Origin of the sequence: Mycobacterium aquaticum (assembly GCF_002086485.1) — a bacterium.
Lineage (GTDB): Bacteria > Actinomycetota > Actinomycetes > Mycobacteriales > Mycobacteriaceae > Mycobacterium > Mycobacterium aquaticum.
The window spans coordinates 140,943-164,035 of sequence record NZ_MVHF01000006.1 but is presented as its reverse complement, the minus strand read 5'-3'; the positions used below and the strand labels follow the sequence as shown (position 1 = coordinate 164,035).

Genomic DNA, 23,093 nt, shown 5'->3' with positions numbered 1-23,093 from the left:
GCAACGATGACTCTTCTGCTCGGTGCTGTTGCGTACGACCCCAAGGTCGTCACCATCTGGTCGGGGTTTCGAGAATGGTTGCGCCAGAACGGCCTCGACTTCGACTTCGTCCTGTACTCGAACTACGAGCGGCAGGCCGAGGATCTCGTGGCCGGTCGCATCGACGTGGCCTGGAACTCCCCGCTGGCATGGCTGCGGTGTGAGCGGCTGGCGGCGGCGCGAGGCCGCAAGGTGTCGGCGCTGGTGATGCGGGACACCGACCAGGACCTGACCTCGGTTTTCGTGGTCCGCGCGGATTCGCCGATTCAAGCCATCGCCGACCTGAGAGCGGCGCGGCTGGCGCTGGGTGCCGTGGATTCGCCTCAGGCCACGCTCATTCCGTTGGCGACGCTGGCCGAGTCGGGCTTGCTCGCCGGCCGCGACGTGACCATCGAGCGCTTCGACATCGGTGTCGGCCTGCACGGCGACCACATCGGCGGTGAGCGGGACGCCGTGCGGGCCGTGCTCGACGGTCGTGCCGACGCCGCGGCGATCGTCGACACCAACCACCTCGGCTTCGGACGGGACGGCACGGTGCCGCCGTCGAGCCTCCGGATCATCGGTCAGACAACGCCTTTCGACCACTGCAACTTGACCGTGATCGACACCGCGCCCGCCGCGGAGGTCGAGCAACTGCGCAATCTGCTGCTGTCGATGTCGTATACCGACGAGGCCGTCCGGCCCCTGCTGGACCTCGAAGGTCTCACCCGGTGGTTGCCAGGACGTGTCAGCGGCTACGACGTGTTGAACACCGCCGTAGAGCTGCTCGGCTTCTACGACGCGGCAGGAGCGCTCACCGCATCCGACTACCGGCCATGAACCCACGGGTCGACCTTGGCGACCTGGGGTTCGACAACGGCGCACACCTGCTGGTGCAGCGAGCGCTGAATTCCGTACCGCCGGGCTGCGTCGTCGAAATCGTCGGCCGTGCACCGGCTCTCGCGGTTGATCTGCCGGCCTGGTGCCGGCAGCTCGGCCACCGGGTGACCCGCAACGACGACGCCTGGACCGTCGAACCGGGTGTGCGTGACCGCTGGGCCGGGGCCGAACGCGCGGGCACACCGAGCCCGGACGGGATCGTCGACTCCGCGCCCGCGCATTGGGGACTGGCCGCGCGGGGTGCGCTGGTCGAGCGGGGCGCCGCGCCGAACTCGCCGTTCGACATCCGTGACCGGGACCTGGTGTGGGCGGACATCGCACCCAGCCTGTACGCCCACGCCGCCGCAGAACAATGGGACCCGGCGACCGCCGTGCACTGGGACGCCGTATTCGACATCCATCCCGATGTCGACCGGGCCGTCGTGCAGATCATGACGTATCTGATCGAGAACGAGCAGGCCGCGCTGGTGGTCCCGGCGAAACTGCTGGCCCGCATCCATCCGCATTTCCGTGAGGTGCTGCAGCTGCTGGCCGTGCAGGCCGCCGACGAGGCCCGGCACATGGAGGTCTTCACGCGCCGCGCCCTGCTGACCGGTCTGCCGATGGGTACCTCGACGGTCGGCGGAAGGCAGTCGCTGGCAACGCTGCTCGACGAGGCCGACTTCTCCATGGCCTCATTCCTGCTCTCGGTGCTCGGCGAGGGCAGCTTTCTCAACCTCCTCGAGTTCCTGGACGTGCACGCACCGGACCCCGTGACCCGCGACGTCACCCGGCTCGCCCGCCGCGACGAGGCCCGCCACGTCGCCTTCGGCGTGGCGCACCTGCGTCATCAGGCCGACCGTGACAGCCGGGTGCTCAACCAGCTTCGGGGTGCCGTCGAACGTCGGTATTCGGCTCTGGTCGACACCGCGGGACTCAACGCGGACGTGTTCGATTCGCTCGTCCTGCTCGCGGCGGGCAGTTGGGAACCGGACGCGATCGCGGCGGGTTACCGTGCCGTGCTCACGCTGCAGGACGAGATGGATCAGGGGCGGCAGCGGCGGCTCGTCCACCTGGGTTTCCCGGCCGACGAGGCCGCCGACATCTCCGCGCTGCACACCAGGAACTTCATGTAGCGGCTCGGCGCCCTTCGTCCTGACCACACGTTATGCCGAGGATTGCAGTTACCCAGTGGCTGTGACCCTCTGCGTAGAAGTTATCCACAGATCGTCGACGGGCCTGGTGGCCGCCGGCCAGGTCGACGAGTATCCAAGCGGTGGACATGGACCACCTGCTTCGTCAACAGGACGGGGTGATATCGCGTCGGCAGGCGCTGGGTGCAGGGCTGGTGCAGCACGATATCCGGCGGTTGCTCAGACGCAACCAGTGGGCGCGGGTGCATGCCGGCGTGTACATCGATCACACCGGACCGTTGACGTGGACGCAACGAGCTTGGGCGGCAGTGCTTTACGCGGCTCCGGCGGCGTTATGCCTTGAATCGGCCATGGGCGACGAAGGTTCGCCGATTCACGTCGCCGTGGCCCGAGACCGCGCGGGGTTGGCTGAACCTGCCGGAGTCCGCATCCACCACCTCGCCCACCTTGAGGGGCGGGTGCTGTGGAACGTATCCCCGCCGCGGATGCGTTACGACGACGCTGCGCTCGACGTCGCATGCCGGGCGAGTTCCGAACTCGATGCCATCGCTGTTCTGGCCAATGCGTGCCAATCTCGGCGTACCACCGCGCAACGGCTACTCAACACTCTCGATTCTCGCGGGCGCGTGCGTCGTCGGCGATGGTTGCGGGCAGTACTCGTCGACCTCGCCGACGGCACCTGCTCGGTCCTTGAGCATGGCTATCTTGTTCGCGTCGAGCGACCACACGGTTTGCCTCGAGCCATCCGCCAGAAGCGCTCGGCATCATCCGTCGGCGTCTGCTATCGCGATGCCGAGTACAGCGAACGTCTCGTCGTCGAACTCGATGGCCGGGTGTTTCACGATTCGGCGACCCGGCGGGATGCGGACTTCGAGCGAGATCTGGACGCTGCGGTCGACGGCCGGTCGACCGTCAGGTTGTCATACGGACAGGTCTTCGACCGGCCGTGCCAGACGGCGGGCAAGATTGCTCTGGTTCTGCAGCGGCACGGGATCATCGCACCGGGCCGACCATGCGGCGCCAGCTGCGAGTTCGGCCGATCAGACCGCGCCGCGTAGCCATCTACGCCCAGGATTGCAGTCACCCAGTGGCTGCAATCCTCTGCGTAGGCACCGCGACATCCGCTGCCGACCGCGAGCGTCAACGTTGTTGTAGTGACCCCTCAGCGCACCGAGATGCCGCTGCCTTCCACGGTGTGCCCGATGACGGGATAGCCGGGAACCTCGCCCACGACCAGCAGGCCGCCGGAGGTCTGTGCGTCGGCGAGCAGCAGCAGATCGTCCTCGGAGACGTCGGCGCGCAGGTGCGGCCGCACCCAGTCGAGATTGCGGCGGGTGCCGCCGGAGACGTAGCCGTCGCGCAGCGCGTCGAGGGCGCCTTCGACGACGGGCACCGCGGCACGGTCGATCACCGCGCCCACGCCGGAGGCCCGGCACATCTTGTGCAGGTGCCCGAGCAGGCCGAACCCGGTGACGTCGGTGGCCGCCCGGGCGCCCGCCGCCAAAGCAGCCTCGGACGCGTCACGGTTGAGCGCCGTCATCGTCGCGAGCGCCTCGGCGAACACTTCTCCGGTCTGCTTGTGCCGGTTGTTCAGCAGGCCGACGCCGATCGGCTTGGTCAGTGTCAGCGGCAGTCCTGGCTGGGCGGCGTCGTTGCGCAGCAACCGGTTCGGGTCGGCCACGCCCGTCACCGCCATGCCGTACTTCGGTTCGGGATCGTCGATGGAATGCCCACCGATCACCGGGCAGCCGGCCTCCGACGCCACCGCGAGCCCGCCGCGCAGCACCTCGGTCATCAGCTCCATCGGCAGGGTTTCGCGCGGCCACCCGACCAGGTTGATCGCGACGACAGGCCGTCCGCCCATCGCGTACACGTCGGACAGCGCGTTGGCCGCGGCGATGCGGCCCCAGTCGTAGGCGTCGTCGACCACGGGCGTGAAGAAGTCGGCCGTCGAGAGCACCGCGAGATCGTCGCGAACCAGCACGGCTGCCGCGTCGTCGCCGTCGTCGAGCCCGACCAGGACATGGTCGCCCGACTGTCCGACCAGCCCGCGCACCGCGTCTTCCAACTCGCCCGGCGGGATCTTGCAGGCGCATCCGCCGCCGTGGGCGTAGCCGGTGAGACGAACGGATTCCATGGCGTCAATGTAGCCGCCGAGGGCATTGGCTAAGTTGGGCGGCGGAGGCGTTTGGGTTCCTGGTGGTCCCCCCGGTCTTCAAAACCGGTGAGATCGAGTATCTCGGTCTGGCGGGTTCGATTCCCGTCCGCCTCCGCCAGTTTCCGCTGTCGACGCTCGAGGAGGGCAGGTGACCCAGCCCGACCCCCGTCGGCGCATACCGCGCACCGATCAGCTGTTGGCGCTGCCGCAGGTGCAGGAGGCGCGGAACCGGCTGGGCGACAGTGCTGTGCGCGCCCTGGTGCTCAAGACCCAGGAGCGGGCCCGGCAAGGCGCACTGCCGGTCGACGAGGTGGCCGCAGCCGTGGTGGCCGGCTTGGCTGCGCGGGCGCCGGTGTCGCTGCGGCCCGTGCTCAACGCCACGGGCGTCGTCGTCCACACCAATCTCGGCCGGGCACCGCTGTCGAAGGCCGCGGCGGACGCGCTGGTGTCGGCGAGCGGGTACGTCGATGTCGAGTTGGACCTCGCCACGGGTACGCGATCGAAACGCGGTGTAGCTGCCCGGGAGGCTCTGCTGGCCGCCTGCCCCGCGGCAGGGGACGCACTCGTCGTCAACAACGGGGCCGCCGCGCTGGTGCTGGCCACCACCACGCTGGCGGCGGGCCGTGAGGTGGTGGTGAGCCGCGGTGAGCTGATCGAGATCGGTGCCGGATTCCGTCTGCCGGACCTGATCGCGTCGACCGGCGCGAGGCTGCGTGAGGTGGGTACCACCAACCGCACCCACCTGCGGGACTACACCGACGCTCTCGGCCCGGACACGGGATGCGTGCTCAAGGTCCATCCGAGCAATTTCCGGGTCACCGGCTTCACATCGGGGGTGTCGCTGGCCGAGCTTCGTGATGTGTTGCGGGACAAGGAGGTACCGCTCGTCGCCGACCTGGGCAGCGGGTTGCTCGCGCCCGATCCGCTGCTGCCCGACGAACCCGACGCCGCGACGGCGCTCTCCCAGGGTGCCGACGTGATCACCGGTAGCGGTGACAAACTGCTGGGCGGTCCGCAGGCCGGCGTCGTGCTCGGCCGGGCCGAGGTCGTGGCCCGCATGGCCCGGCACCCGCTCGCGCGTGCCGTGCGCGCCGACAAGCTGACCCTCGCCGCACTGGAGGCCACGCTGTGTGGCGGCCCGGCCCCGGTCACGCAGGCGCTGCACGCCGACGCCGATGCGCTGCGGGCCCGGGCCGAACGTATCGCCGATGCCGTCGGCGCGAGCGTGGTGCCCCACGACGGGCGCGTCGGTGGGGGTGGTGCCCCCGGCGTCCCGCTGCCCGGCTGGGCGGTCCGACTACCCGAAGCAGCCGCCGCCCGGCTGCGTGCCGGCGATCCCGCGATCCTGGCCCGCGTGCACGACGGCGCTTGCCTGGTCGACCTGCGTTGCGTACCCGAGGCCGACGACGAGCGGGTGCTGGCCGCGGTGAAGGCCGCGCTGGACGGTTGACCGTGCAGCAGTACGTCGTCGCGACGGCCGGCCACGTCGACCACGGCAAGAGCACCCTGGTGCGTGCGCTGACGGGCATCGAACCGGACCGGTGGGCCGAGGAACGTCGCCGCGGCCTGACCATCGACCTCGGCTTCGCGTGGACCACCCTGTCGTCGGGGCGGGAGGTCGCTTTTGTCGACGTGCCCGGCCACGAACGTTTTCTGGGCAACATGCTGGCCGGGCTCGGGCCTGCCCCGGTGGTGTGTTTCGTGGTCGCCGCCGACGAGGGCTGGCAGGCCCAGTCCAGCGATCACCGCGACGCTGTGGCGGCGCTGGGCATCCGGCACGGTCTGCTGGTGATCAGCCGCGTCGACCGCGCCCCTGACCGTGTCGACGACGTGATCGCACAGGCCCGCGCCGAATTGGCCGATACCGGGCTGCGCGACGCCCAGGCAGTCGCGGTGTCGCCCGTCGACGGCAGCGGCCTGCCCGAGTTGCGGGCCACCCTCGACGACGTCCTGGCCGCGGTGCCGTCCCCGTCGGCGACAGCGCGGGTGCGGCTGTGGGTGGACCGGGCGTTCACCATCACGGGGGCAGGCACCGTGGTGACCGGCACACTGGCCGCGGGCACCATCGCCGATGGCGATCGGCTCGAACTGGTCGGCCGCCGGGGCCGCGAGGCAGTCGTCCGCGGCCTGGAATCCCGGGGCGAGCCGTACTCCGCGCTCGGCCCGGTGACGCGGGCGGCGCTCAATCTGCGTGGGGTGTCGGCTGATCAGGTCCGCCGCGGTGATGTGCTGTTGACGCCCGGCGCGTGGGAGACCACCCGGACCCTCGATGTGCGTCGCGTTAGCGGCGGCCCATTCGGCGAGGCTCCCGAACGGCTCACCGTGCATGTCGGTTCGGCCGCCGTGCCGGCCCGCGTGCGGCCCTTCGACGACGACCACGCGCGGCTCGTGCTCGACCGGCGGTTGCCGCTCGTGCTCGGCGACCGGTTGGTGCTCAGGCATCCAGGTAGTCGGCGGGTGCTCGGCGGTGCCCAGGTGCTCGACGCAGACCCGCCCGCATTGCGGCGCCGCGGTGACAGTACGCGCCGGGTCGGCGCGCTGGCCACGATGGACACCGATGGCGACGTGCTCGTCGAGGTGGCTCGCCGGGGTGTGGTGGCCGGAGAACATCTGCACCGGTTGGGTTTTCGGACCGACGAGGTGCCGACGGATATCCGGGTCATCAAGACATGGTGGGTGCACGTCCCGACGTACGAGGCGTGGCAGCAACGGCTGCGGGCGACGGTGCAGGAGCTGCACGAGCGGGATCCCTTGGCGGCCGGGCTGTCTCGCGGCGCGGCGAGCGATCTGCTTGGCTTACCCGACCCGGCCCTGCTCGATGAGATCAGTCGCGCGGCGGGTCTCGAACAGGCGGAGGGACTGATCCGGCTGCCCGGCCGTTCCGACGATCTCGGGCCCGCCGAAGCCGGTGTCGCCGAACTGGTGGACAGGTTGCGTGGCAATCCTTTTCACGCGCCCGAGGCCGACGACCTGACGGCGCTGCGCCTTGGCGTGCGGGAGCTGGCCGCCGCCGAGCGGGCCGGGCGACTGCTCCGCCTGCGCGATGGGGTGGTGCTGTTGCCCACTGCGCCGGCCTTGGCGATGCGGGAGCTGGCCCGGTTGGACCAGCCGTTCACCACCAGCGAGGCACGCCAGGCGTTGGGCACCACGCGCCGTGTCGCCATCCCGCTGCTGGAACATCTCGATTCCCGTGGCTGGACCCGTCGCCTCGACGCCGGTCACCGGGAAGTCGTGCGCTGATCCTCACGTTGTGCGTACGCCAACGTGGCGATCGGCGTGGAGTCGATGCCATCGAGGAGATCAGCGGGATCCTCGAAGACCGATACGGCTCCGGCCTGCGCGAGCTCGTCGCGCGATGTGCCACCGCACCGTAGCCCGATACACGGCATGCCGGCACGGCGGGCCGCTTCGACGTCCCACACGGCGTCACCGACGAACACAGCCTGCTCGGCCGTGACGCCGGCGCGGTTCAGCGCGGCCTGGACAATGGCGGGGTCCGGTTTCGCGGTGTCGACGTCGCGCGATGACGTCGCCGCCGACACGATGTCGTCGCAATCGAGCACGCCGCGCAGGATGTCCAGCTCGCCTTCGGGCGCCGAACTCGCCAGCACCACCTCAAGACCCAGTTCGCTGACCGCGTGCAGGAGCTTTCTCGCGCCGGGTAGGGGTTTCAGCAGATTCGTCGTGTCGCGATAGAAGTCCGAGTGCAGGGTCTTCAGCCGCTCGGCGACGTCGTCGGCGACGCCGCCGGCGAGCGTGCGTACCAGCGTCGCCCCGTCCATTCCGATGCTGCGGTGAATTTGCCAGGCCTGCACGGGTATTCGCTCGGAGGCGAACGCCCGGGCCCACGCGTACACGTGCAGGTAGTTGGAATCGACCAGCGTCCCGTCGACGTCGAACAGCACCGCAGCGTCTCGTGTCATCTAGAGCCCCTGACATCTTGTGGGTCGTCGCATGTCGGCGACGAATACCCCGCGATGATCAGGGGGAAACTGGCCCGATGTGTGGTTTGCCCGGCTGCTCAGCGGGAACAACACAGACAGGAAGTCTGTCGAGGAGGTGGCTCGGGTGCCGAATTCGTCGATCAAGAACGAAAAGATGTATCGGGATCTCCGCAAGGAGGGTGACTCCAAGGAGAAAGCGGCGAGGATATCCAATGCGGCCGCCCGAAAGGGCAGTTCCGCTCAGGGCCGCAAAGGCGGCAAGTCCGGCTCATACGAGGACTGGACAGTCGCCGACCTCAAGAAGCGTGCCAAGCAAATTGGTCTGTCGGGCTATTCGTCGCTGCGCAAGGACGAACTGGTGAGCAAGTTACGTCACCATTGACGGGCCGCCGGTCAGTCGCAAGGCCGCCGGTGCGCCGGCGGGAACGACCGGGCGTTGCGGTGCGATCGGGTCGAGCCGCCGGTACTCGGCGCCGAGCGGCGGACGCGCATCGGGTTCGCCCTTGTTGGGCCACAACGACGTCGCGCGCTCGGCCTGGGCCGTGATGGTCAGCGACGGGTTCACCCCGAGGTTGGCCGATATCGCGGAGCCGTCCAGGATGTGCAGCCCGGGGTGCCCGAACACGCGGTGGTACGGGTCGATCACGCCATGCTCGGCGCTGTCACCGATCACGCATCCGCCGAGAAAGTGTGCGGTCATGGGGATGTCGAGGATCTCGCCGATGCTGCTGTAGGGCGCACCGTCGATCTCGTCGGCCAGCCGGCGCACCGTCTCGTTGGCGGCCGGTATCCAGGTCGGGTTCGGTGTGCCGTGGCCCTGCCGGGACGACAGCCGCATCCGCCCGAAGCGGCCGCGCTTGGGGAACAACGTGATCGAGTTGTCCTCGGTCTGCATCACCAGCGCGATCACCGTGCGCTGCGACCAGTCCTTCAGCCCCACATACAGAGACGCGGCCTGACCGGGATGACGCAGCAACTGGCCGAGCCACTTCAACCACCGCGGCACCCGTCCGCCACCGTCGGTCATCACCGTGGTCAGCAGGGCCATCGCATTGGAGCCCTTGCCGTAGCGGACCGGTTCGATGTGGGTCTTCTCGTCGGGATGGATGGATGACGTGATCGCCACGCCCTGCTCGAACTCGGCGCCCTCCCGCTTGCTCAGTTTGACGCTGGCCGTGCACAGCGCTTCGGAGTTGGTGCGGGTCAGTTCACCGAGTCGGTCGGACAGCTGGGCAAGGGAGGCTTGGGCTTTCATGCGGTGCAGCAACTGCTGGGTACCCCACGTGCCTGCTGCGAAGATCACCTGCTCGGCGGTGAAGGTGCGCGCGGTGCGCTTGGCCCGCCAGGCGCCCGTCCGTCGGGTGTCCACCGCGTATCCGCAGCCGGGCAGCGGACGCACGGCCGTGACGGTCGTGAGCGCATGCACCTGCGCCCCTGCCCGCTCTGCGAGGTACAGGTAGTTCTTCAGCAACGTGTTCTTCGCGTTGTGCCGGCATCCCGTCATACATTCACCGCACTGCAGGCAACCGCGGCGGCACGGCCCCGCACCGCCGAAGAACGGGTCGTCGACCTCTTCGCCCGGGGTGCCGAAGAACACCCCGACGGGCGTCATGGTGAAGCTGTCCCCGACGCCCATCTGGTTGGCCACCTTGAGCAGCACGCGGTCCGACGGCGTCATGCTCGGATTGGTCACCACGCCGAGCATTCGTTTGGCCTGTCCGTAGAAGGGTGCGAGCTCCGACTTCCAGTCGGTGATGTGGGCCCAGTGCGGATCGCGGTAGAACGCATCGGATTTCGGCTCGTAGAGGGTGTTGGCGTAGACCAGCGATCCACCGCCGACACCGGCGCCGGCCAGGACCACGACATCGGGCAGCATGTGGATGCGCTGGATGCCCGTGCAACCCAACTTCGGTGCCCAGAACGCCTTGCGGACCTGCCAGTTGGTCTTCGCGAATTCGTGATCCTCGAACCGGCGTCCCGCCTCCAGAACGCCGACCCGATAGCCCTTCTCGGTGAGCCGCAGGGCGGCCACGGATCCGCCGAAGCCGGAACCGATCACCAGAGTGTCGTAGTCGAAGTGGCGCATGGTCAGCGATGTCATGAGTCCTCGTCGGGGTTGTCTTGGCGTCCGCGCCGACGGTGCCTGGCGCGGACTATGGAGGTGGCGGCGGCAGGCACCAGAACCGGCAGCAGGCTGATCACGATCATCGAGGCGCCGCCGACGACAGTCATGGGACGCCGGGCTACCTGGCCGCCAGCCAGCTGCGGGTCAGCCGGCCGGATTCTTCGTCGACCATGTCCAGGGCGATGCGCCGGGCCCGTACCGCGGCACGGTCGGCCTTCACGTTGAATTCGCGCCGGGGTAGGGCAGTTCCTGTGCTCCTCGCGTCCGCATCTTCGTCGAGCAGGTCCTGCATGCCCTCGAGCACCTCGGCGTCGCGTTCGGCCCAGTCGTGGAACATGGTGGCGAGGAACTTGCCGACCGCATCGTCATCGAGCGCGTAGTCGCGGGCCATCTGCAGGAAAACATGTGTGACGCCGGGGGATTCGGGGGTGAACCCCTGAATCCGTAACAGTTGCCGCGGTGCGCCGTCGACCGGTTCGATCACGTAACGCTGGACGTGCAGGGCGGGGGAGACGAACATGCCCTCCTCGCGCCGGATCCCGCTGGTATCGGCGGGCAGGCCGGTGGCCTCGGTCTCCCAGGCCGCGAGCCGGCTGGGTGGGGTGGTGCGGAAGTAGGCCACCGAGCGTTCGGACACCTCGACCTCCTCCAGCGGGGGCAGCACCTCGATGTCCGGTGGCACCGCCTCGGGATGCAACGTGAACACGTTGGTCAGGTCCAGGTAGTGCTCGTGCAGCAGAAGGTAATTGCATTCGATGCCGAACACCTCCAGGGTGTCGGCCCAATCGTCGGCGTCGGCGAGCCACGGGAGGCGCGGGGGATGGCGCAGCGCGGCCGCGCCCGGGTCGCCCAGCCAGATCCAGATGAACGCACCCTGTTCGACGATCGGGTAGGTGCGCACCCGCACGCCGCGCGGCACATTGTCCTGTGACGGTACGTCGACCAGATCGCCCGCGGGATCGTAGGCGAAGCCGTGATATCCACACCGCACCAGGTCGCCGTCGCGCTGCCCCGTCGAGAGGGGATGGGCCCGGTGGGCGCAGCGGTCTTCCATCGCGACGATCGATCCGTCGGCGATCCGGTACAACAACACGGGGACGCCCAGCAGTCGGCGCGCGAACAGGTCGGGTCCGACCTCGTCGCTCAAGGCGGCGATGTACCAGCAGTTGAAGGGATAGTTGATGCGCGGGTTTCTCATAGGTCCAGCACCAATCGTGGTGAGCGGGAGCGGGATACGCAGATCATGATGCTCTGGCCCGCAGCCTTTTCGGCATCGTTGAGCACTGAATCGCGGTGGTCGGGATCGCCTTGCAGCACATCGCATTCGCAGGTGCCGCAGACTCCTTCCATGCAGGAGCCGAGCACATCGAGGCCCGCCTCCTCTGCCACGTCGTAGATCGTCTTGTCCAGTGGCACAGTCAAAGTGATGCCGGAGCGTTGGCATTCCACCTCGAACGACTCAAGTGTGTCGGCGGTGTCCTCGACGGCTTTGGCCGAGAATCGCTCGATGTGCAAGCTGTCGGGGGGCCAGCGCTTGGAGCCGTCCTCGGTGGCGGCGAGCAGCCCCTCCGGTCCGCAGCAATACACCAGGGTGTCCGGATGTGGCTCGGCCAGAATGGATTCCAAGGTATCGCGGAAAGTGGCAGCTTCATCGCGGGCGCACACCGTGACCCGCTCGCCGTAGCGGGCGAGCTCGTCGAGGTAGGCCATCGAAGCCCTGGTCCGGCCGCCGTAGAGCAGTCGCCAGTCGGCGCCGACCGCTTCGGCGGCCGCGATCATCGGGAGCATAGGTGTGATACCGATACCGCCGGCGATGAACTGGTAGCGCGGCGCGCTGACCAGACCGAAGTGGTTGCGCGGCCCGCGCACTCGGATCGTGCTGCCCTCATGCAGCTTGTTGTGCACGAACTCCGATCCGCCGCGGCTCGCCGGATCCAGCAGCACGCCGACGCGCCATTCGTCCCGGTTGGTGGTGTCACCGCACAGGGAGTACTGACGGACCAGCTCTGGCGTCATCACCAGGTCGATGTGTGCGCCGGGGGTCCACTCGGGCAGCTCGGCGCCGGACGGATCGGTCAGGGTCAGGGTCACCACCCCGTCGGCCGACTCCTCACGGCGCGTGACCAGCAGGTCGAGTTCGACTTCGCGGTAAGCCGGCCTGGTCATGATGTCCGCCGTACCGGGATCGACTTGTACTGGTTGAGGAACAGCGCCCGCACCCGTGTCGGTTCGCCGTCGAGTTCGAGGTCGGGGAACCGGCGCAGCGTCTCCTGGATCCACAGCTTGAGCTCGAGGCGGGCCAGGTTGGCGCCGAGGCAGAAGTGCCTGCCGCGGCCGCCGAAGGCTTGGTGCCGGTCAGCGAGTCCTTCGCGGGTGATGTCGAACTTGTTGGGATTGTCGAACGCGGTCTCGTCGCGGTTGGACGCGATGTACCACAGCAGCAGCCGGTCGTTTTCCTTGATCGTCTTGCCGTGCAGTTCGAAATCCTTGGTGGCGGCGCGCGCCATGAACGCGAACGCCGGGAAGCAGCGCAGCCCTTCCTCGACGGTGGCCTCGATCAGCTCGGGATTCTCTCGCAGCAGCGCCAGCTGGTCGGGGTTCTGCATCAGGGCCAGCATCGTGGCGCTGTACGTGGCGCGCGTCGAGTCGTTGCCTGCGGTCATCAGCAGGGCGAAGAACGTCGCCATCTCCAACTCGGTGAGCTTCTCGCCGTCCACTTCGGCGTTCATCACCGCGGTGATCAGGTCGTCGCGCGGCGCGTCCTTGCGCTGTGCCATCTGATCGTTGAGGTACGCGATGATCTCCAGCACGATTGCCCCGGCGTCATCCCATTGGGCCCGGATCTCGGGGTCCTCGAACGCGCTGAACACATTGGTCCAATGCGCCAGCCGCTCGTCGTCCTCAGGAGGGGTGCCGAGCATCGAGCCGATGACGCGGGCCGGGACGGGACGCGCCACGTCGGCCACCAGGTCGAACCGGTCGCGATCGGCGACGCTGTCGAGGACTTCGCCGATGATCCGCCTGATCGCCTCCTCGTGCGCGGCGACGCGCTCCGGGGTGAAGGCCTTGATCACCAGGGCCTTGAGCCGGTCGTGGCGTGGTGGATCCATCGAGATCAGCTGAAGGCGCTGAACGTCCAGCGGGACGCCGATGTCGTCGACGTTGAAGATGCCACGTCGTTCGGAGGAGAACGTGCGGTGGTCGCGGCTGACCGCGCGGACGTCGTCGTACCGCGTGATCGACCAGAAGCCACCTTCTCCGGGGGCTGTGTGCTGCGGGCTGTAGTGCACCGGGGCCTCGCGCTGCATTTGCGCGAACAGCTCGTACGGCGGGCCGGCTTCCCAGATCGCCGGGTCGGCCAGATCGACGTTGTCGAGGTCTGTGGTGCTCACGGTGCTCATGGCACGTTCTCCTTGTCTGATTGCGGTGGCTGGTTACTGGGCGGCGGCCGCTGCGGCCACACGGCGCCCACGCCACCCGGAGACGGCCCGGACGGCGGTGGTGGTGGCCGGCACCAGGACCGGGAACAGGCCGATGAAGAACAAGAGGAAGAAACCGAACACGGACATGGCGAACTCACTTTCGCGATGGGGCTTTTTGGGCTGTCGCAGCTGGTAGAGGGCTTGTTGCTGCGTTCGTGATGTACGTTACGGAGCCCGTATCGGTGTGACGACGTCCTCGGCGGCTGAAATACCGGGGGCTGACTGTCCCCGGAGGACAAAACCGATCCGGACAACCAGGTCCCGCCGTCGACAGCCGCGTTCTACGGTTTGACCATGGCGGGGAAGGGCGAGGTGGATGAGGCGGCTGTGGCGCAGGCCGCCGTCAGCGTGACCGGCCGGCTGGTGGACAAACTGCCCGTCATCACCAAGACGGTTCAGCAGTCCCTCGTCGACGCCATCTCCGAATTACGGGATGAAGAGCAACTGCAGCAGTTGCTCCGCGACACCGTCGAGACCAACGTCGAAACATTCTTCGCCGCGGTCCGGCACGGCATCTCGGTGCAGAATGTCGAGCCGCCCGCTGCTGCGCTCGAGTACTCCCGCCGGCTGGCGCAGCGGGAGGTGTCCGCGAATGCCCTGACCCGCGCCTATCGGCTGGGCCATCGGGCCGCCTTGCGGTTCATCCTCGATGAGGTGCGCGCGGCGGATCTGGATCCGGCACTGGGCCTGGCGGTCTACGAGTTGATGGAATCGGTGTCGTTCGACTACATCGACCAGATCTCGCTGCGGGTGGTCGAGGAGTATCAGCACGAGCGCGACCGCTGGCTGGAGTCCCGCAACAGTGTCCGCGCGTCGCGGGTGCGCGACCTGCTGGCGTCGGGTGACGAAGTCGACGTCGATGCGGCCGCCATGGCAATCCGCTACCCGCTCAGGCGGATTCACCTCGCCGCGGTGGCGTGGTGTGACGAGTCCGGTGACGGCGACGAGCTCTCGTCGATGGAACGCTACTTCAATCGATTCGCTGAATCCATTGGGGCACAGGAGAACCCATTGTTCATCTCGGTGGACCGGGTGACGGCGTGGGTGTGGATCCCGGTTCCCGGCGAGGCCGCCGACGATGTGGTCAACCGGTTGCGGGTGTTCGGCGACGGTCCGTTCCTCGGCGTCGGCAATCCGCTGCCCGGGGTCGACGGTTTCCGACGTTCGCACCGGCAGGCGCAGGACGCCCGGACGGTGGCCGTCGCGGCCGGTGCGGCGTTGTGCCGGTTCACCGCGGCCGGGGACAGCGGCGTGGCCGTGGCCGCGCTGCTCGGCGGCAACGTCGAGTCCGCTGCGCAGTGGGTGACCGATGTGCTCGGGCCGCTCGCCGAGCCCACCGAGAACGACGAGCGGCTTCGTGAGACGCTGCGCGCGTTCCTGGGCAGCGGATCAAGCTACAAGGCCGCCGCTGAAGATCTGCATTTGCACACCAATTCGGTGAAGTACCGGGTGAGCCGGGCGGTGGAACGCCGTGGCAGGCCCATCACCGACGACCGCCTCGACGTGGAAGTGGCTCTGCTGCTGTGCCATTACTTCGGCGCGACGCTGCTGCGCTGAGACTTTTCTGCCGAGCAGACGCAAACTCGCACTCTTTCGACCGAAAAAGTGCGAGTTTGCGTCTGCTCGCGAATCAAAAGTTACTGGATGTAACTGGTCGCGGAGCGCAGGTGCTCGACGGCCTCGTCCACGATCGCGGGCACCAGCTCAGCGCACGACGGCAGATCCTCGATGATGCCTGCGACCTGACCTGATGCCAGCACACCTGCTTCGGTGTTGCCTTCCACCAGACCGGCTTTCAGCAGCATGGGGGTGTTGGCGGCCATGACCACCTGCGACCAGGTGAGTTCCTTGCCGTGCCGCATGGCCAAGCCGTCTTTGATCATCGACTTCCAGGTCATGCCCGAGAGCTTCTTGAACTTCTGCGCATTGCCGACCGCAGCGGCGAAACCGCGTGCCCGCGAGCCACTTTCGAGCTTCTCGACCAGACCGGTACGCAACACCCGGTGCGGCATGCCGTCGACGCGGGTGGACACCACGGTGCCGTCGAGCGCGGCCTGCAGGTAACGCTGCTTGACGGCGTCGGGCACGGTTGAATCCGAGGTCAGCAGGAACCGGGTGCCCATCGCCACCCCCGCAGCACCGTAGGACAGCGCCGCGGCCAGCCCCCGCCCGTCGAAGAACCCGCCCGCGGCGACCACCGGCATCCCGGTGTCGGCCACGGCGTCGAGCACGGACGGCAGCAGCAGGGTGGTGGCGATCGGGCCGGTGTGGCCGCCGCCCTCGCCGCCCTGCACGATCACCGCGTCGGCGCCCCAGCTCGCCACCTTCTTGGCGTGCTTGGCCAGTCCGACCGACGGGATGACCACCACGCCTGCGTCTTTGAGCTTGGCGATCAGGTCCGGCTTGGGGGCCAGAGCGAAGGAGGCGACTTTGACTCCTTCGCGGATCAGGAGGTCGACGCGCGCATCGGCGTCGCCGGCGTCGGCACGGATGTTGATGCCGAACGGTTTGTCGGTGGCGGCCTTGACCTTGGTGACGGCGGTCTGCAGTTCCTCGAGCGTCATGGTCGCCGACGCCAGGATGCCCAGGCCGCCGGCATTCGAGGTCGCCGCGACCAGTCGGGCACCGGCCACCCAGCCCATGCCGGTCTGCACCACGGGATGTTCGATACCGACCAGCTCGGTCAGCGGGGTTTTGATCTTGCCCATCGGTTAGACCTTGACCTCTTTGTCCCGCAACGCTTTCGGATCGATCACCTCACGCAGCAGCTTGAGTTCCTCGTCGGTGGCCAAGCGGGTGGTCTCGGCGGAGTCCAGCCCGTGCACCTCGAACGACGTATTCTCGGCAACCTGTTGGGCGTCGACGCCCGGATGCAGCGACACCGCGCGCATCTGGTGGTCGGGGCCGTTGAAGTCGAACACGCCGAGGTTCGACACGACGCGGTAGATGTTCGCGAACCGGCACGCCGGATTCTCCGGATCGACCTTGTCCCAGCCGATTCCGGAGACGATGTCCACCGACTCGCAGAATACGCGCTTGGAGTGATTGCCCACGAAGTAGCTGGTGGTGTGGTTGATGCTGTTGCCGGGCGCGCCGCGGACGCCGAACATCTGCCGGGTCGGGTGCTGGATCGGACCGAACGCCGACAGGTTCTGGTTGCCGTAGCGGTCGATCTGGTTGGCGCCCATCACCACATGGCGCTTGCCCCAGGCCAGGGTCTCGAAGACCCGGTTGAACGGCATCCAGCCCTCGACGGTGAACGGGCCGCCGATCGCCGGGGTGTCGGCCATGATCCGGGCCTCACCGTCGGTCAGCACGATGTCGGGGGAGAAGGTCAGCCGGGCCAGCCGGGCACCGATCTGGACGATGGTGGTCATGGGGCTGGCCATGATCTCGCCGGCGTCGCGGAACAGTTCGGCGCAGGCGACGGCGCAGACCTCAGCCCGGGTGACGGCAATCACTTGCTGGCCTCCTTGATTTCGGTGCTCCTCGCGTCCGCGGCGAACTTGCGGACCGCGGCCTGGTAGTCGAGCTCGCTGCCCGACAGATACGTCTTGACGAACTCGGCCCACGTCTCGTCGGAGGCTGCGGCTTCCGCGTAGTGGCGTTGGAACTTCTCGTCGCGTCGATAGTCGGGCTCGTTGGTGGTGAAGTGGGCGCCGTTCGGAGCCTCCACCACGGAATCGACCATCATCCGGTTGATCAGGAGGGCCTGCGTCGGAACGGCTTTGACGAGTTCTTCGGTGGACACGACGCGTTCGACAGTGAGGATGCGCCGCGTGGCTGCCATCAGGAACAAGTCGTCGAAGTACGGGTCGATTCCGGTGTAGGCGGCATTGCCTTGGGCATCACCGAGATTCATGTGGACGAACGCCGCGTCGAGGTTCAGTGCGGGCATCGCGATCAGTTCTTCGTAGGCACCGTCGGTCGGATACGGCGACGTGACGGTCTTGAGCTCGTCGCCCCAGAAGGCGCGGACGTCGCTGCCGAGCCCGGCGCGGATCGGCAGGAACGGCAGCCGCTGGGCGGCCGCCTGCAGGCCGCAGCGCAGCATGCCCTCGTCCATCTCGCGGGCCTCGATGGCGCCGCTGGTGCGGGCCTTGGCGAACCACGGGTCGTAGAACGGCGGCGAATCCAGTGACACGAAGCCGTAGTAGACGCGCTTGACCTTGCCTGCCGAGCACAGCAGGCCCAGGTCCGGACCGCCGTAGGTGACCACGGTCAGGTCCGTGACGTCGGTGCGCAGCAGGGCACGGACGACGGCCATGGGCTTGCGCCGCGAGCCCCAGCCGCCGATGCCGATGGTCATGCCGCTTTCGATCGACGCGACGGCCTCGTCGAGAGTTGTTCTCTTATCGGTCATTCTTTCCCCTTGGAAGTGCCGGCGAACGCGTCGCGGTGCTCGTCGGACACGCCGGACAGGTTGAGTTCGAATGTAAAGCCTTGCTCCATGCGGTATCTCGCGTTGACCGGTTGCACGTCGATGAAGTTCAGCGCCTCCTTGGCCGCCCGGATCACCCGGGTGTCCTTGCTGGCGATGTCGCGCGCAACCCGCAGCGCGGCCTCGTCGAGCTCGGCGCGCGGCACCACCTCGTGCACCGAGCCGAAGTGGTGCAGGGTTTCGGCGTCGACGGTGGCGGCGGTGAAGAACAACCGCCGCATCATGTGTTGCGGCACCAGGCGTGACAGGTGCGTGGCCGCGCCGAGGGCGCCGCGTTCCACCTCGGGCAGGCCGAATTTGGCGTCGTCGGAGGCGACGATGACGTCGGCGTTGCCGACCAGGCCGATGCCGCCGCCGACGCAGAACCCGTTGACCGCCGCGATCACCGGTACTTCGCATTCGTAGACCGCCTTGAAGGCCGCGTAGCAGCCGCGGTTGGCATCGATCAGTGCGGTGAATCCCTCGGTGTTCTGCATCTCCTTGATGTCGACACCGGCGTTGAATCCACGGCCCTCGGCTCGCAGGATCACCACGTGGGTGCTGCGGTCCCGGCCCGCTGCCGTGATGGCGTCGGCCAGCTCGAACCATCCCCGCGACGGGATGGCGTTGACGGGTGGGTAGTTCACGGTGACCGAGACGATGCCCGGTTCGACAGTGGTGGATGTGATCGTCATTGGTTTCCTGATCGTTCCGTCGTCGCTACCTAAGCAAGCACTTGCTTGGTACGCTAGCACAGTGAGAGATACGCCAGAAGGCGGTGCCATCAATTTGGGCCTGACCGGCAAAGTGGTGCTGGTCACCGGCGGAGTACGAGGGGTCGGTGCCGGAATCAGCGCTGTTTTCGCCGGTCAGGGTGCCACTGTGGTGACCTGCGCGCGCCGTCCCGTCGAGGGGCTGCCGTACGAGTTCCACAGCTGCGACGTCCGGGACGACGACTCGGTGAAGGCGATGATCGATGCGGTGGTCGCAGAGCACGGCCGGCTGGACGTCGTGGTCAACAACGCCGGCGGCTCGCCCTATGTGGCGGCCGCCGACGCGTCGGCGAAGTTCAGCACCAAGATCATCGAGCTCAATCTGCTCGGCCCGCTGTCGGTTTCCCAACACGCCAATGCCGTGATGCAGAATCAGGACGGCGGCGGCTCGATCATCAATATCTCCAGTGTCAGCGGCCGCAGGCCCACACCGGGAACCGCGGCCTACGGTGCCGCCAAGGCCGGGGTGGACAACCTGACCGCGACCCTGGCCGTCGAGTGGGCGCCCAAGGTCCGGGTGAACTCCGTGGTGGTCGGCATGGTCGAGACCGAGCAGTCCGAATTGTTCTACGGCGACGCCGAATCCGTGGCGGCAGTGGCCGCCACCGTACCGCTGGGCCGCCTGGCCAAACCGGCCGACATCGGTTGGGCCGCAGCCTTCTTGACGTCCGACGCGGCGTCCTACATCAGTGGGGCGACCCTCGAAGTCCACGGTGGCGGTGAGCCACCGCAGTACCTGGCAGCTTCCACCGCGAACAAATAAGGAGAAACAGGAATGGGTTTGCTTGACGGCCGCGTGGTCATCGTGACGGGCGCAGGCGGCGGTATCGGACGCGCGCATGCGCTCGCGTTCGCCGCCGAAGGGGCCCGTGTCGTGGTCAACGATATCGGCGTCGGCCTGGACGGCTCGCCCGCAGGCGGCGGCAGCGCCGCACAGAACGTGGTCGACGAAATCATCGCTGCCGGTGGCGAAGCTGTCACCAGCGGCGCCAACGTCGCGGACTGGGCGCAGGCCGAAGGCCTCATCCAAACTGCCGTCGACGCGTTCGGCGGCCTCGACGTTCTGGTCAACAACGCGGGCATCGTGCGGGACCGCATGTTCGCCAACACCTCCGAAGAGGAGTTCGACGCCGTCACCGCCGTGCACCTCAAGGGGCACTTCGCCACCATGAAGCACGCGGCAGCCTATTGGCGCGCCCAGTCCAAGGCGGGCAACACGGTTGATGCCCGCATCATCAACACCAGCTCCGGTGCCGGCCTGCAAGGCAGTGTCGGACAGGCGAATTACAGTGCAGCCAAGGCGGGTATCGCAGCTCTGACGCTGGTGGCCGCCGCCGAGATGGGGCGCTACGGCGTCACCGTGAACGCCATCGCGCCGTCGGCCCGCACCCGGATGACCGAGACGGTGTTCGCCGAGATGATGGCGACGCAGGACGCCGAATTCGACGCGATGGCGCCGGAGAACATCTCACCGCTCGTGGTATGGCTGGGCAGCGCCGAGTCAAAAGACGTCACCGGCAAGATGTTCGAGGTCGAGGGCGGCAAGATCCGCGTCGCGGAGGGCTGGGCGCACGGACCGCAGATCGATAAGGGCGCGAAGTGGGATCCGGCCGAGTTGGCGCCCGTGGTCTCCGATCTGTTGGCCAAGGCCCGTCCCGCGGTTCCGGTTTACGGGGCCTAAGCTCTTCGCGCGAGCAGGCACTCCGGTACCAGCACAACGGCGTGTCGGGTTCAGGAGTGTCTGCTCGCGCTTACTTTTTCGGGTCCCGGGTACATGTCGCCAGGAAGGTTTTGCCGTCCTGTTCGGCGACCTGCGCGGGGTTGAGCCACCCGATGCCCTGGAAGTAGTAGGTGTCGGCGGGATGGTTCGCGGATTCCGCGCGCACGACGCCGAGATCGACGCGCTGCGGCCCGGTGCCGGGATCGGTACGCGAGAGACTCAGCTGCAGCTCCCGTTGTCCGGTCCAATCGAAGTCCTTGGGCAGTGCTCTGGATACCTCCATGTCGGCAATGGGCTCGCCGACCGTGTACCGCTGGAAATCGACCCCTGTTCCGTTGCGTGCGTTGAGAACCAACTCAACGCCGCTGGGCTCGAAGATGACCGTGGCCGCGATGGTGCCCGGGCAGGGCGATCCGGTCCAGATGCGTAGCAGACCATCGGTTTCCCGTACTCCGAATACCGTCGGAACCGGTGACTTGTACGCAGGGTCGGGGGTGCAGAGAGCGAGGAAGGTCTTGGCATCCTGTTCGGCGACCTGGGCCGGGTTGAGCCAGCCGACGTCCTGGAACCAATAGGTGTCGTCGGGGTGTTTCGCGGATTCCTCGCGCACTACAGCGAGATTGGTTTGTGCGCCCAGGCTGCCGGGGTCGCCGTTGACCCAGATCTTCAGTTTCTCTGCGGTGTGCCAATCGAATTCATCGGGCAACGGTTCTGTGACGCGTAGGCCGGGGTATGGGCCACCGAGGGTGAGCCGATCGACCGAGACCCAGTGATGCTCCGGTGCTGAGAGAACCAACGTCGTGCCAGGCGTGAATTCCAGGTTCACCTCGCGCGCGTGGTCGCAGCGTGATCCCATCCAGATCTGCAGCTGTCCGTCGGTCACCCGGGCGCCGAATGCCGGTCGCAGCGACGGAGCGCCCTGGACGTGTTTCCAGTCGTGTTTGTCGCACGCAACCAACACGGACACCAGCAACGTGATGAGTGCGATCGCGACGTTGACGCGCCGAATCATCGGTAACCCCCGTCGTGCAGACCGGCATCCTTCTCCATCGGATGATCGGTGAAGATCTCGATGACCTTTCCGGTCACGTAGGCGTCGATGAATCCCAGGTAGCCCATGCGGGCCCACTGCTGAGAGTGCCGTTCCTCGTGGTGCAGCAGTCGATCCAGGTCGAGTTGGTTGGCACCGGGATACCCGTTACCGTCGGGACCCGGATACCACGCGACGCCCGACTTGACGATCTTGCGGAGCTGATCCGCGGCGTCGGTCGGATCGTCGATGTTGACCATGAAGATGTCGCCCCAGGTGGATCCGCCGCCCTCGCTGTACATGTCCTGCAGCTGGTTGCCGCCGAGCCCCATCAACATGCCGTTCGGTGTGGTCATCAGGCGACCACCGTTGCCGTCAACGAATCCGACGTCTTGGTCGTAACTCCACGAATTCGCATTCTGTCGATCGATGATCCGCTGTACCTCGTCAGCCGAGTACGGGGTTTCCTTGAAGTCGTTGGTCACGCCGGGCTGTCTTCCGGCCTTGTCGTAGTCCGTGCCACAGTTGAGGACGTAGGTCATCAGCGCTGCCCTGCGCGCATCGGCGCCACTCGTGCCTTTCGGCATGAGGAAGTAGGACTTGCCGTCGGGGTCGGTGACCTCTTCCATGCCGTCGAGGACTTTGAAGCTGTCCGGGGTGATGTGGTGACGCCGGGCGATCTCGACGATGACTTCTGGTGGAACACCGCGGCGTTCGGCATTCTCCAACCACTTCTTGTAGTAGCCCTCAGCAGGGCCGTTGAGCAGGCCGGCATCCCTGAGCGCCTTTTCGTACTTGTTCTCCGGCGGTTTGTCCGAGTCTGGGCCGTTCTTGTCCGGCCCGAATTTGTCGGGTTGGTCGCCCTTGCCGCGCTTCTGGTCACCGAGCGCGGAATATTCATTGCCGATGCCCCGGATCGTCGTGGCGATCGAATTCAGTTCACCGTTGGACCGTTTGACGATATCGGCGACGTCACTGAGGCCCCGCTTCACGATCGGCACCAGCATCTGCTGGCCGGCCACGTTCTGCGGAACCTTCGCGGCGGCGTCGAGTACCCAGGTTCGCACCGCGTCCAGATCATTTCGGCCACCGGCGACCACTCGCGCCGCGCGGTCGATCTGTTCGCCCATCCGGCGGTCCAGGGTCGCGAACTCGGCCACCTTGCCCCGCTGTTCGGTGTTGGCCACATCGTAGGCGGCGGACGCTGTGCCAGACCAGGACGATCCCGGCGTCGCCGCAGTCAGGTGCGACTGCACCCGGCTCAGCGGTCCATCGGTCTTGAAGGGTTCGCCCGTCTGGGGCACACCCTGGCCGAACGTTGCACGCGCCTCGGCCCAGGTGGAGAGAAATCCCTCCAGAACACTCATCGGCACCCCCGGGCCCTGGTGCA

At 67.4% G+C, this 23,093-nt stretch carries 23 protein-coding genes and 1 tRNA gene; 10 read left to right on the top strand and 14 right to left on the bottom strand.

Annotated elements, in window-relative coordinates:
- Window positions 1-6 precede the first annotated feature (6 nt).
- The 3 genes from BST13_RS09020 to BST13_RS09010 all read left to right on the top strand — a co-directional run bounded on the left by BST13_RS09020 (window position 7) and on the right by BST13_RS09010 (window position 3,109).
- Window positions 7-858 (top strand): phosphate/phosphite/phosphonate ABC transporter substrate-binding protein, encoded by an 852-nt coding sequence (locus BST13_RS09020; RefSeq protein ID WP_083162762.1) that lies wholly within the window; start codon window positions 7-9, stop codon window positions 856-858.
- Window positions 855-2,033, top strand: coding sequence for a diiron oxygenase (locus BST13_RS09015; RefSeq protein ID WP_083162760.1), 1,179 nt, complete (start codon window positions 855-857; stop codon window positions 2,031-2,033). The genes BST13_RS09020 and BST13_RS09015 overlap by 4 nt, the downstream gene beginning before the upstream one ends.
- Window positions 2,034-2,179: 146 nt before the next feature.
- Window positions 2,180-3,109: a type IV toxin-antitoxin system AbiEi family antitoxin domain-containing protein gene (locus tag BST13_RS09010; protein ID WP_425436998.1), complete on the top strand. Its 930-nt coding sequence runs from the start codon at window positions 2,180-2,182 to the stop codon at window positions 3,107-3,109.
- Between the two features lie 104 nt (window positions 3,110-3,213).
- Here the strand turns inward: BST13_RS09010 and selD are convergent, their stop codons facing one another.
- Window positions 3,214-4,188, bottom strand: coding sequence for a selenide, water dikinase SelD (selD, locus tag BST13_RS09005; protein ID WP_083162756.1), 975 nt, complete (start codon window positions 4,186-4,188; stop codon window positions 3,214-3,216).
- Between the two features lie 43 nt (window positions 4,189-4,231).
- On the opposite strand from selD, the gene BST13_RS09000 reads away from it, so the two are divergent.
- From BST13_RS09000 to selB, 3 genes are all read left to right on the top strand, one after another.
- A tRNA-Sec gene (locus BST13_RS09000) sits at window positions 4,232-4,327 on the top strand.
- Between the two features lie 30 nt (window positions 4,328-4,357).
- Complete coding sequence (gene selA, locus BST13_RS08995) at window positions 4,358-5,659, top strand: L-seryl-tRNA(Sec) selenium transferase (protein ID WP_083162754.1); 1,302 nt, start codon at window positions 4,358-4,360, stop codon at window positions 5,657-5,659.
- Between the two features lie 2 nt (window positions 5,660-5,661).
- Window positions 5,662-7,449: a selenocysteine-specific translation elongation factor gene (gene selB / locus BST13_RS08990; protein WP_083162752.1), complete on the top strand. Its 1,788-nt coding sequence runs from the start codon at window positions 5,662-5,664 to the stop codon at window positions 7,447-7,449.
- Here the strand turns inward: selB and BST13_RS08985 are convergent.
- Window positions 7,428-8,132, bottom strand: a complete 705-nt coding sequence (locus BST13_RS08985; protein ID WP_083162750.1) for an HAD family hydrolase — start codon at window positions 8,130-8,132, stop codon at window positions 7,428-7,430. The two genes, selB and BST13_RS08985, sit on opposite strands and share 22 nt — an antisense overlap.
- A 145-nt stretch (window positions 8,133-8,277) precedes the next feature.
- Between BST13_RS08985 and BST13_RS08980 the strand changes: the two genes are divergently transcribed.
- Entirely contained in the window at window positions 8,278-8,535 is a 258-nt protein-coding gene (locus tag BST13_RS08980) for a DUF7218 family protein (protein ID WP_083162926.1), read from the top strand.
- Here the strand turns inward: BST13_RS08980 and BST13_RS08975 are convergent.
- From BST13_RS08975 to BST13_RS40170, 6 genes are read right to left on the bottom strand one after another with little or no spacing between them, the layout of a single operon-like run.
- The gene (locus tag BST13_RS08975; RefSeq protein ID WP_083162748.1) at window positions 8,521-10,254 is read right to left on the bottom strand and encodes a GMC oxidoreductase; all 1,734 of its coding nucleotides are present in this window, start codon (window positions 10,252-10,254) and stop codon (window positions 8,521-8,523) included. The genes BST13_RS08980 and BST13_RS08975 overlap by 15 nt on opposite strands.
- Window positions 10,251-10,385: a hypothetical protein gene (locus BST13_RS40175; RefSeq protein WP_281254736.1), complete on the bottom strand. Its 135-nt coding sequence runs from the start codon at window positions 10,383-10,385 to the stop codon at window positions 10,251-10,253. Before BST13_RS40175 ends, BST13_RS08975 begins: the two co-directional genes overlap by 4 nt.
- 11 nt (window positions 10,386-10,396) lie before the next feature.
- Complete coding sequence (locus BST13_RS08970; protein ID WP_083162746.1) at window positions 10,397-11,476, bottom strand: aromatic ring-hydroxylating dioxygenase subunit alpha; 1,080 nt, start codon at window positions 11,474-11,476, stop codon at window positions 10,397-10,399.
- On the bottom strand, window positions 11,473-12,444 hold the full coding sequence (locus BST13_RS08965) for a PDR/VanB family oxidoreductase (RefSeq protein WP_083162744.1): 972 nt from the start codon (window positions 12,442-12,444) through the stop codon (window positions 11,473-11,475). Before BST13_RS08965 ends, BST13_RS08970 begins: the two co-directional genes overlap by 4 nt.
- Entirely contained in the window at window positions 12,441-13,679 is a 1,239-nt protein-coding gene (locus BST13_RS08960) for a cytochrome P450 (protein WP_083162742.1), read from the bottom strand. Before BST13_RS08960 ends, BST13_RS08965 begins: the two co-directional genes overlap by 4 nt.
- A gap of 33 nt (window positions 13,680-13,712) precedes the next feature.
- Entirely contained in the window at window positions 13,713-13,847 is a 135-nt protein-coding gene (locus BST13_RS40170) for a hypothetical protein (protein ID WP_269770306.1), read from the bottom strand.
- A gap of 207 nt (window positions 13,848-14,054) precedes the next feature.
- Here BST13_RS40170 and BST13_RS08955 point away from each other — a divergent pair, with 207 nt between their 5' ends.
- The gene (locus tag BST13_RS08955) at window positions 14,055-15,317 is read left to right on the top strand and encodes a PucR family transcriptional regulator (RefSeq protein WP_083162740.1); all 1,263 of its coding nucleotides are present in this window, start codon (window positions 14,055-14,057) and stop codon (window positions 15,315-15,317) included.
- An 80-nt stretch (window positions 15,318-15,397) separates the two neighbouring features.
- On the opposite strand, the gene ipdC is transcribed toward BST13_RS08955, so the two are convergent.
- From ipdC to echA20, 4 genes are read right to left on the bottom strand one after another with little or no spacing between them, the layout of a single operon-like run.
- The gene (gene ipdC / locus BST13_RS08950; protein WP_083162738.1) at window positions 15,398-16,468 is read right to left on the bottom strand and encodes a (3aS,4S,5R,7aS)-5-hydroxy-7a-methyl-1-oxo-octahydro-1H-indene-4-carboxyl-CoA dehydrogenase; all 1,071 of its coding nucleotides are present in this window, start codon (window positions 16,466-16,468) and stop codon (window positions 15,398-15,400) included.
- Between the two features lie 3 nt (window positions 16,469-16,471).
- Complete coding sequence (gene ipdB, locus BST13_RS08945; protein WP_083162736.1) at window positions 16,472-17,221, bottom strand: cholesterol ring-cleaving hydrolase subunit IpdB; 750 nt, start codon at window positions 17,219-17,221, stop codon at window positions 16,472-16,474.
- Window positions 17,218-18,123, bottom strand: a complete 906-nt coding sequence (ipdA, locus tag BST13_RS08940) for a cholesterol ring-cleaving hydrolase subunit IpdA (RefSeq protein ID WP_083162734.1) — start codon at window positions 18,121-18,123, stop codon at window positions 17,218-17,220. Before ipdA ends, ipdB begins: the two co-directional genes overlap by 4 nt.
- Window positions 18,120-18,875: a (7aS)-7a-methyl-1,5-dioxo-2,3,5,6,7,7a-hexahydro-1H-indene-carboxyl-CoA hydrolase gene (echA20, locus tag BST13_RS08935; protein ID WP_083162732.1), complete on the bottom strand. Its 756-nt coding sequence runs from the start codon at window positions 18,873-18,875 to the stop codon at window positions 18,120-18,122. Before echA20 ends, ipdA begins: the two co-directional genes overlap by 4 nt.
- Window positions 18,876-18,936: 61 nt before the next feature.
- Here echA20 and BST13_RS08930 point away from each other — a divergent pair, with 61 nt between their 5' ends.
- Window positions 18,937-19,716: an SDR family oxidoreductase gene (locus BST13_RS08930; protein WP_083162730.1), complete on the top strand. Its 780-nt coding sequence runs from the start codon at window positions 18,937-18,939 to the stop codon at window positions 19,714-19,716.
- Window positions 19,717-19,728: 12 nt separating this feature from the next.
- Window positions 19,729-20,634, top strand: coding sequence for an SDR family oxidoreductase (locus BST13_RS08925; protein WP_083162728.1), 906 nt, complete (start codon window positions 19,729-19,731; stop codon window positions 20,632-20,634).
- A 70-nt stretch (window positions 20,635-20,704) separates the two neighbouring features.
- On the opposite strand, the gene BST13_RS08920 is transcribed toward BST13_RS08925, so the two are convergent.
- Both BST13_RS08920 and BST13_RS39695 read right to left on the bottom strand, forming a co-directional pair.
- Window positions 20,705-21,685: a catalase family protein gene (locus BST13_RS08920; RefSeq protein WP_083162726.1), complete on the bottom strand. Its 981-nt coding sequence runs from the start codon at window positions 21,683-21,685 to the stop codon at window positions 20,705-20,707.
- Complete coding sequence (locus BST13_RS39695; RefSeq protein WP_245839459.1) at window positions 21,682-23,070, bottom strand: EspA/EspE family type VII secretion system effector; 1,389 nt, start codon at window positions 23,068-23,070, stop codon at window positions 21,682-21,684. The genes BST13_RS08920 and BST13_RS39695 overlap by 4 nt, the downstream gene beginning before the upstream one ends.
- Between the last annotated feature and the right edge of the window lie 23 nt (window positions 23,071-23,093).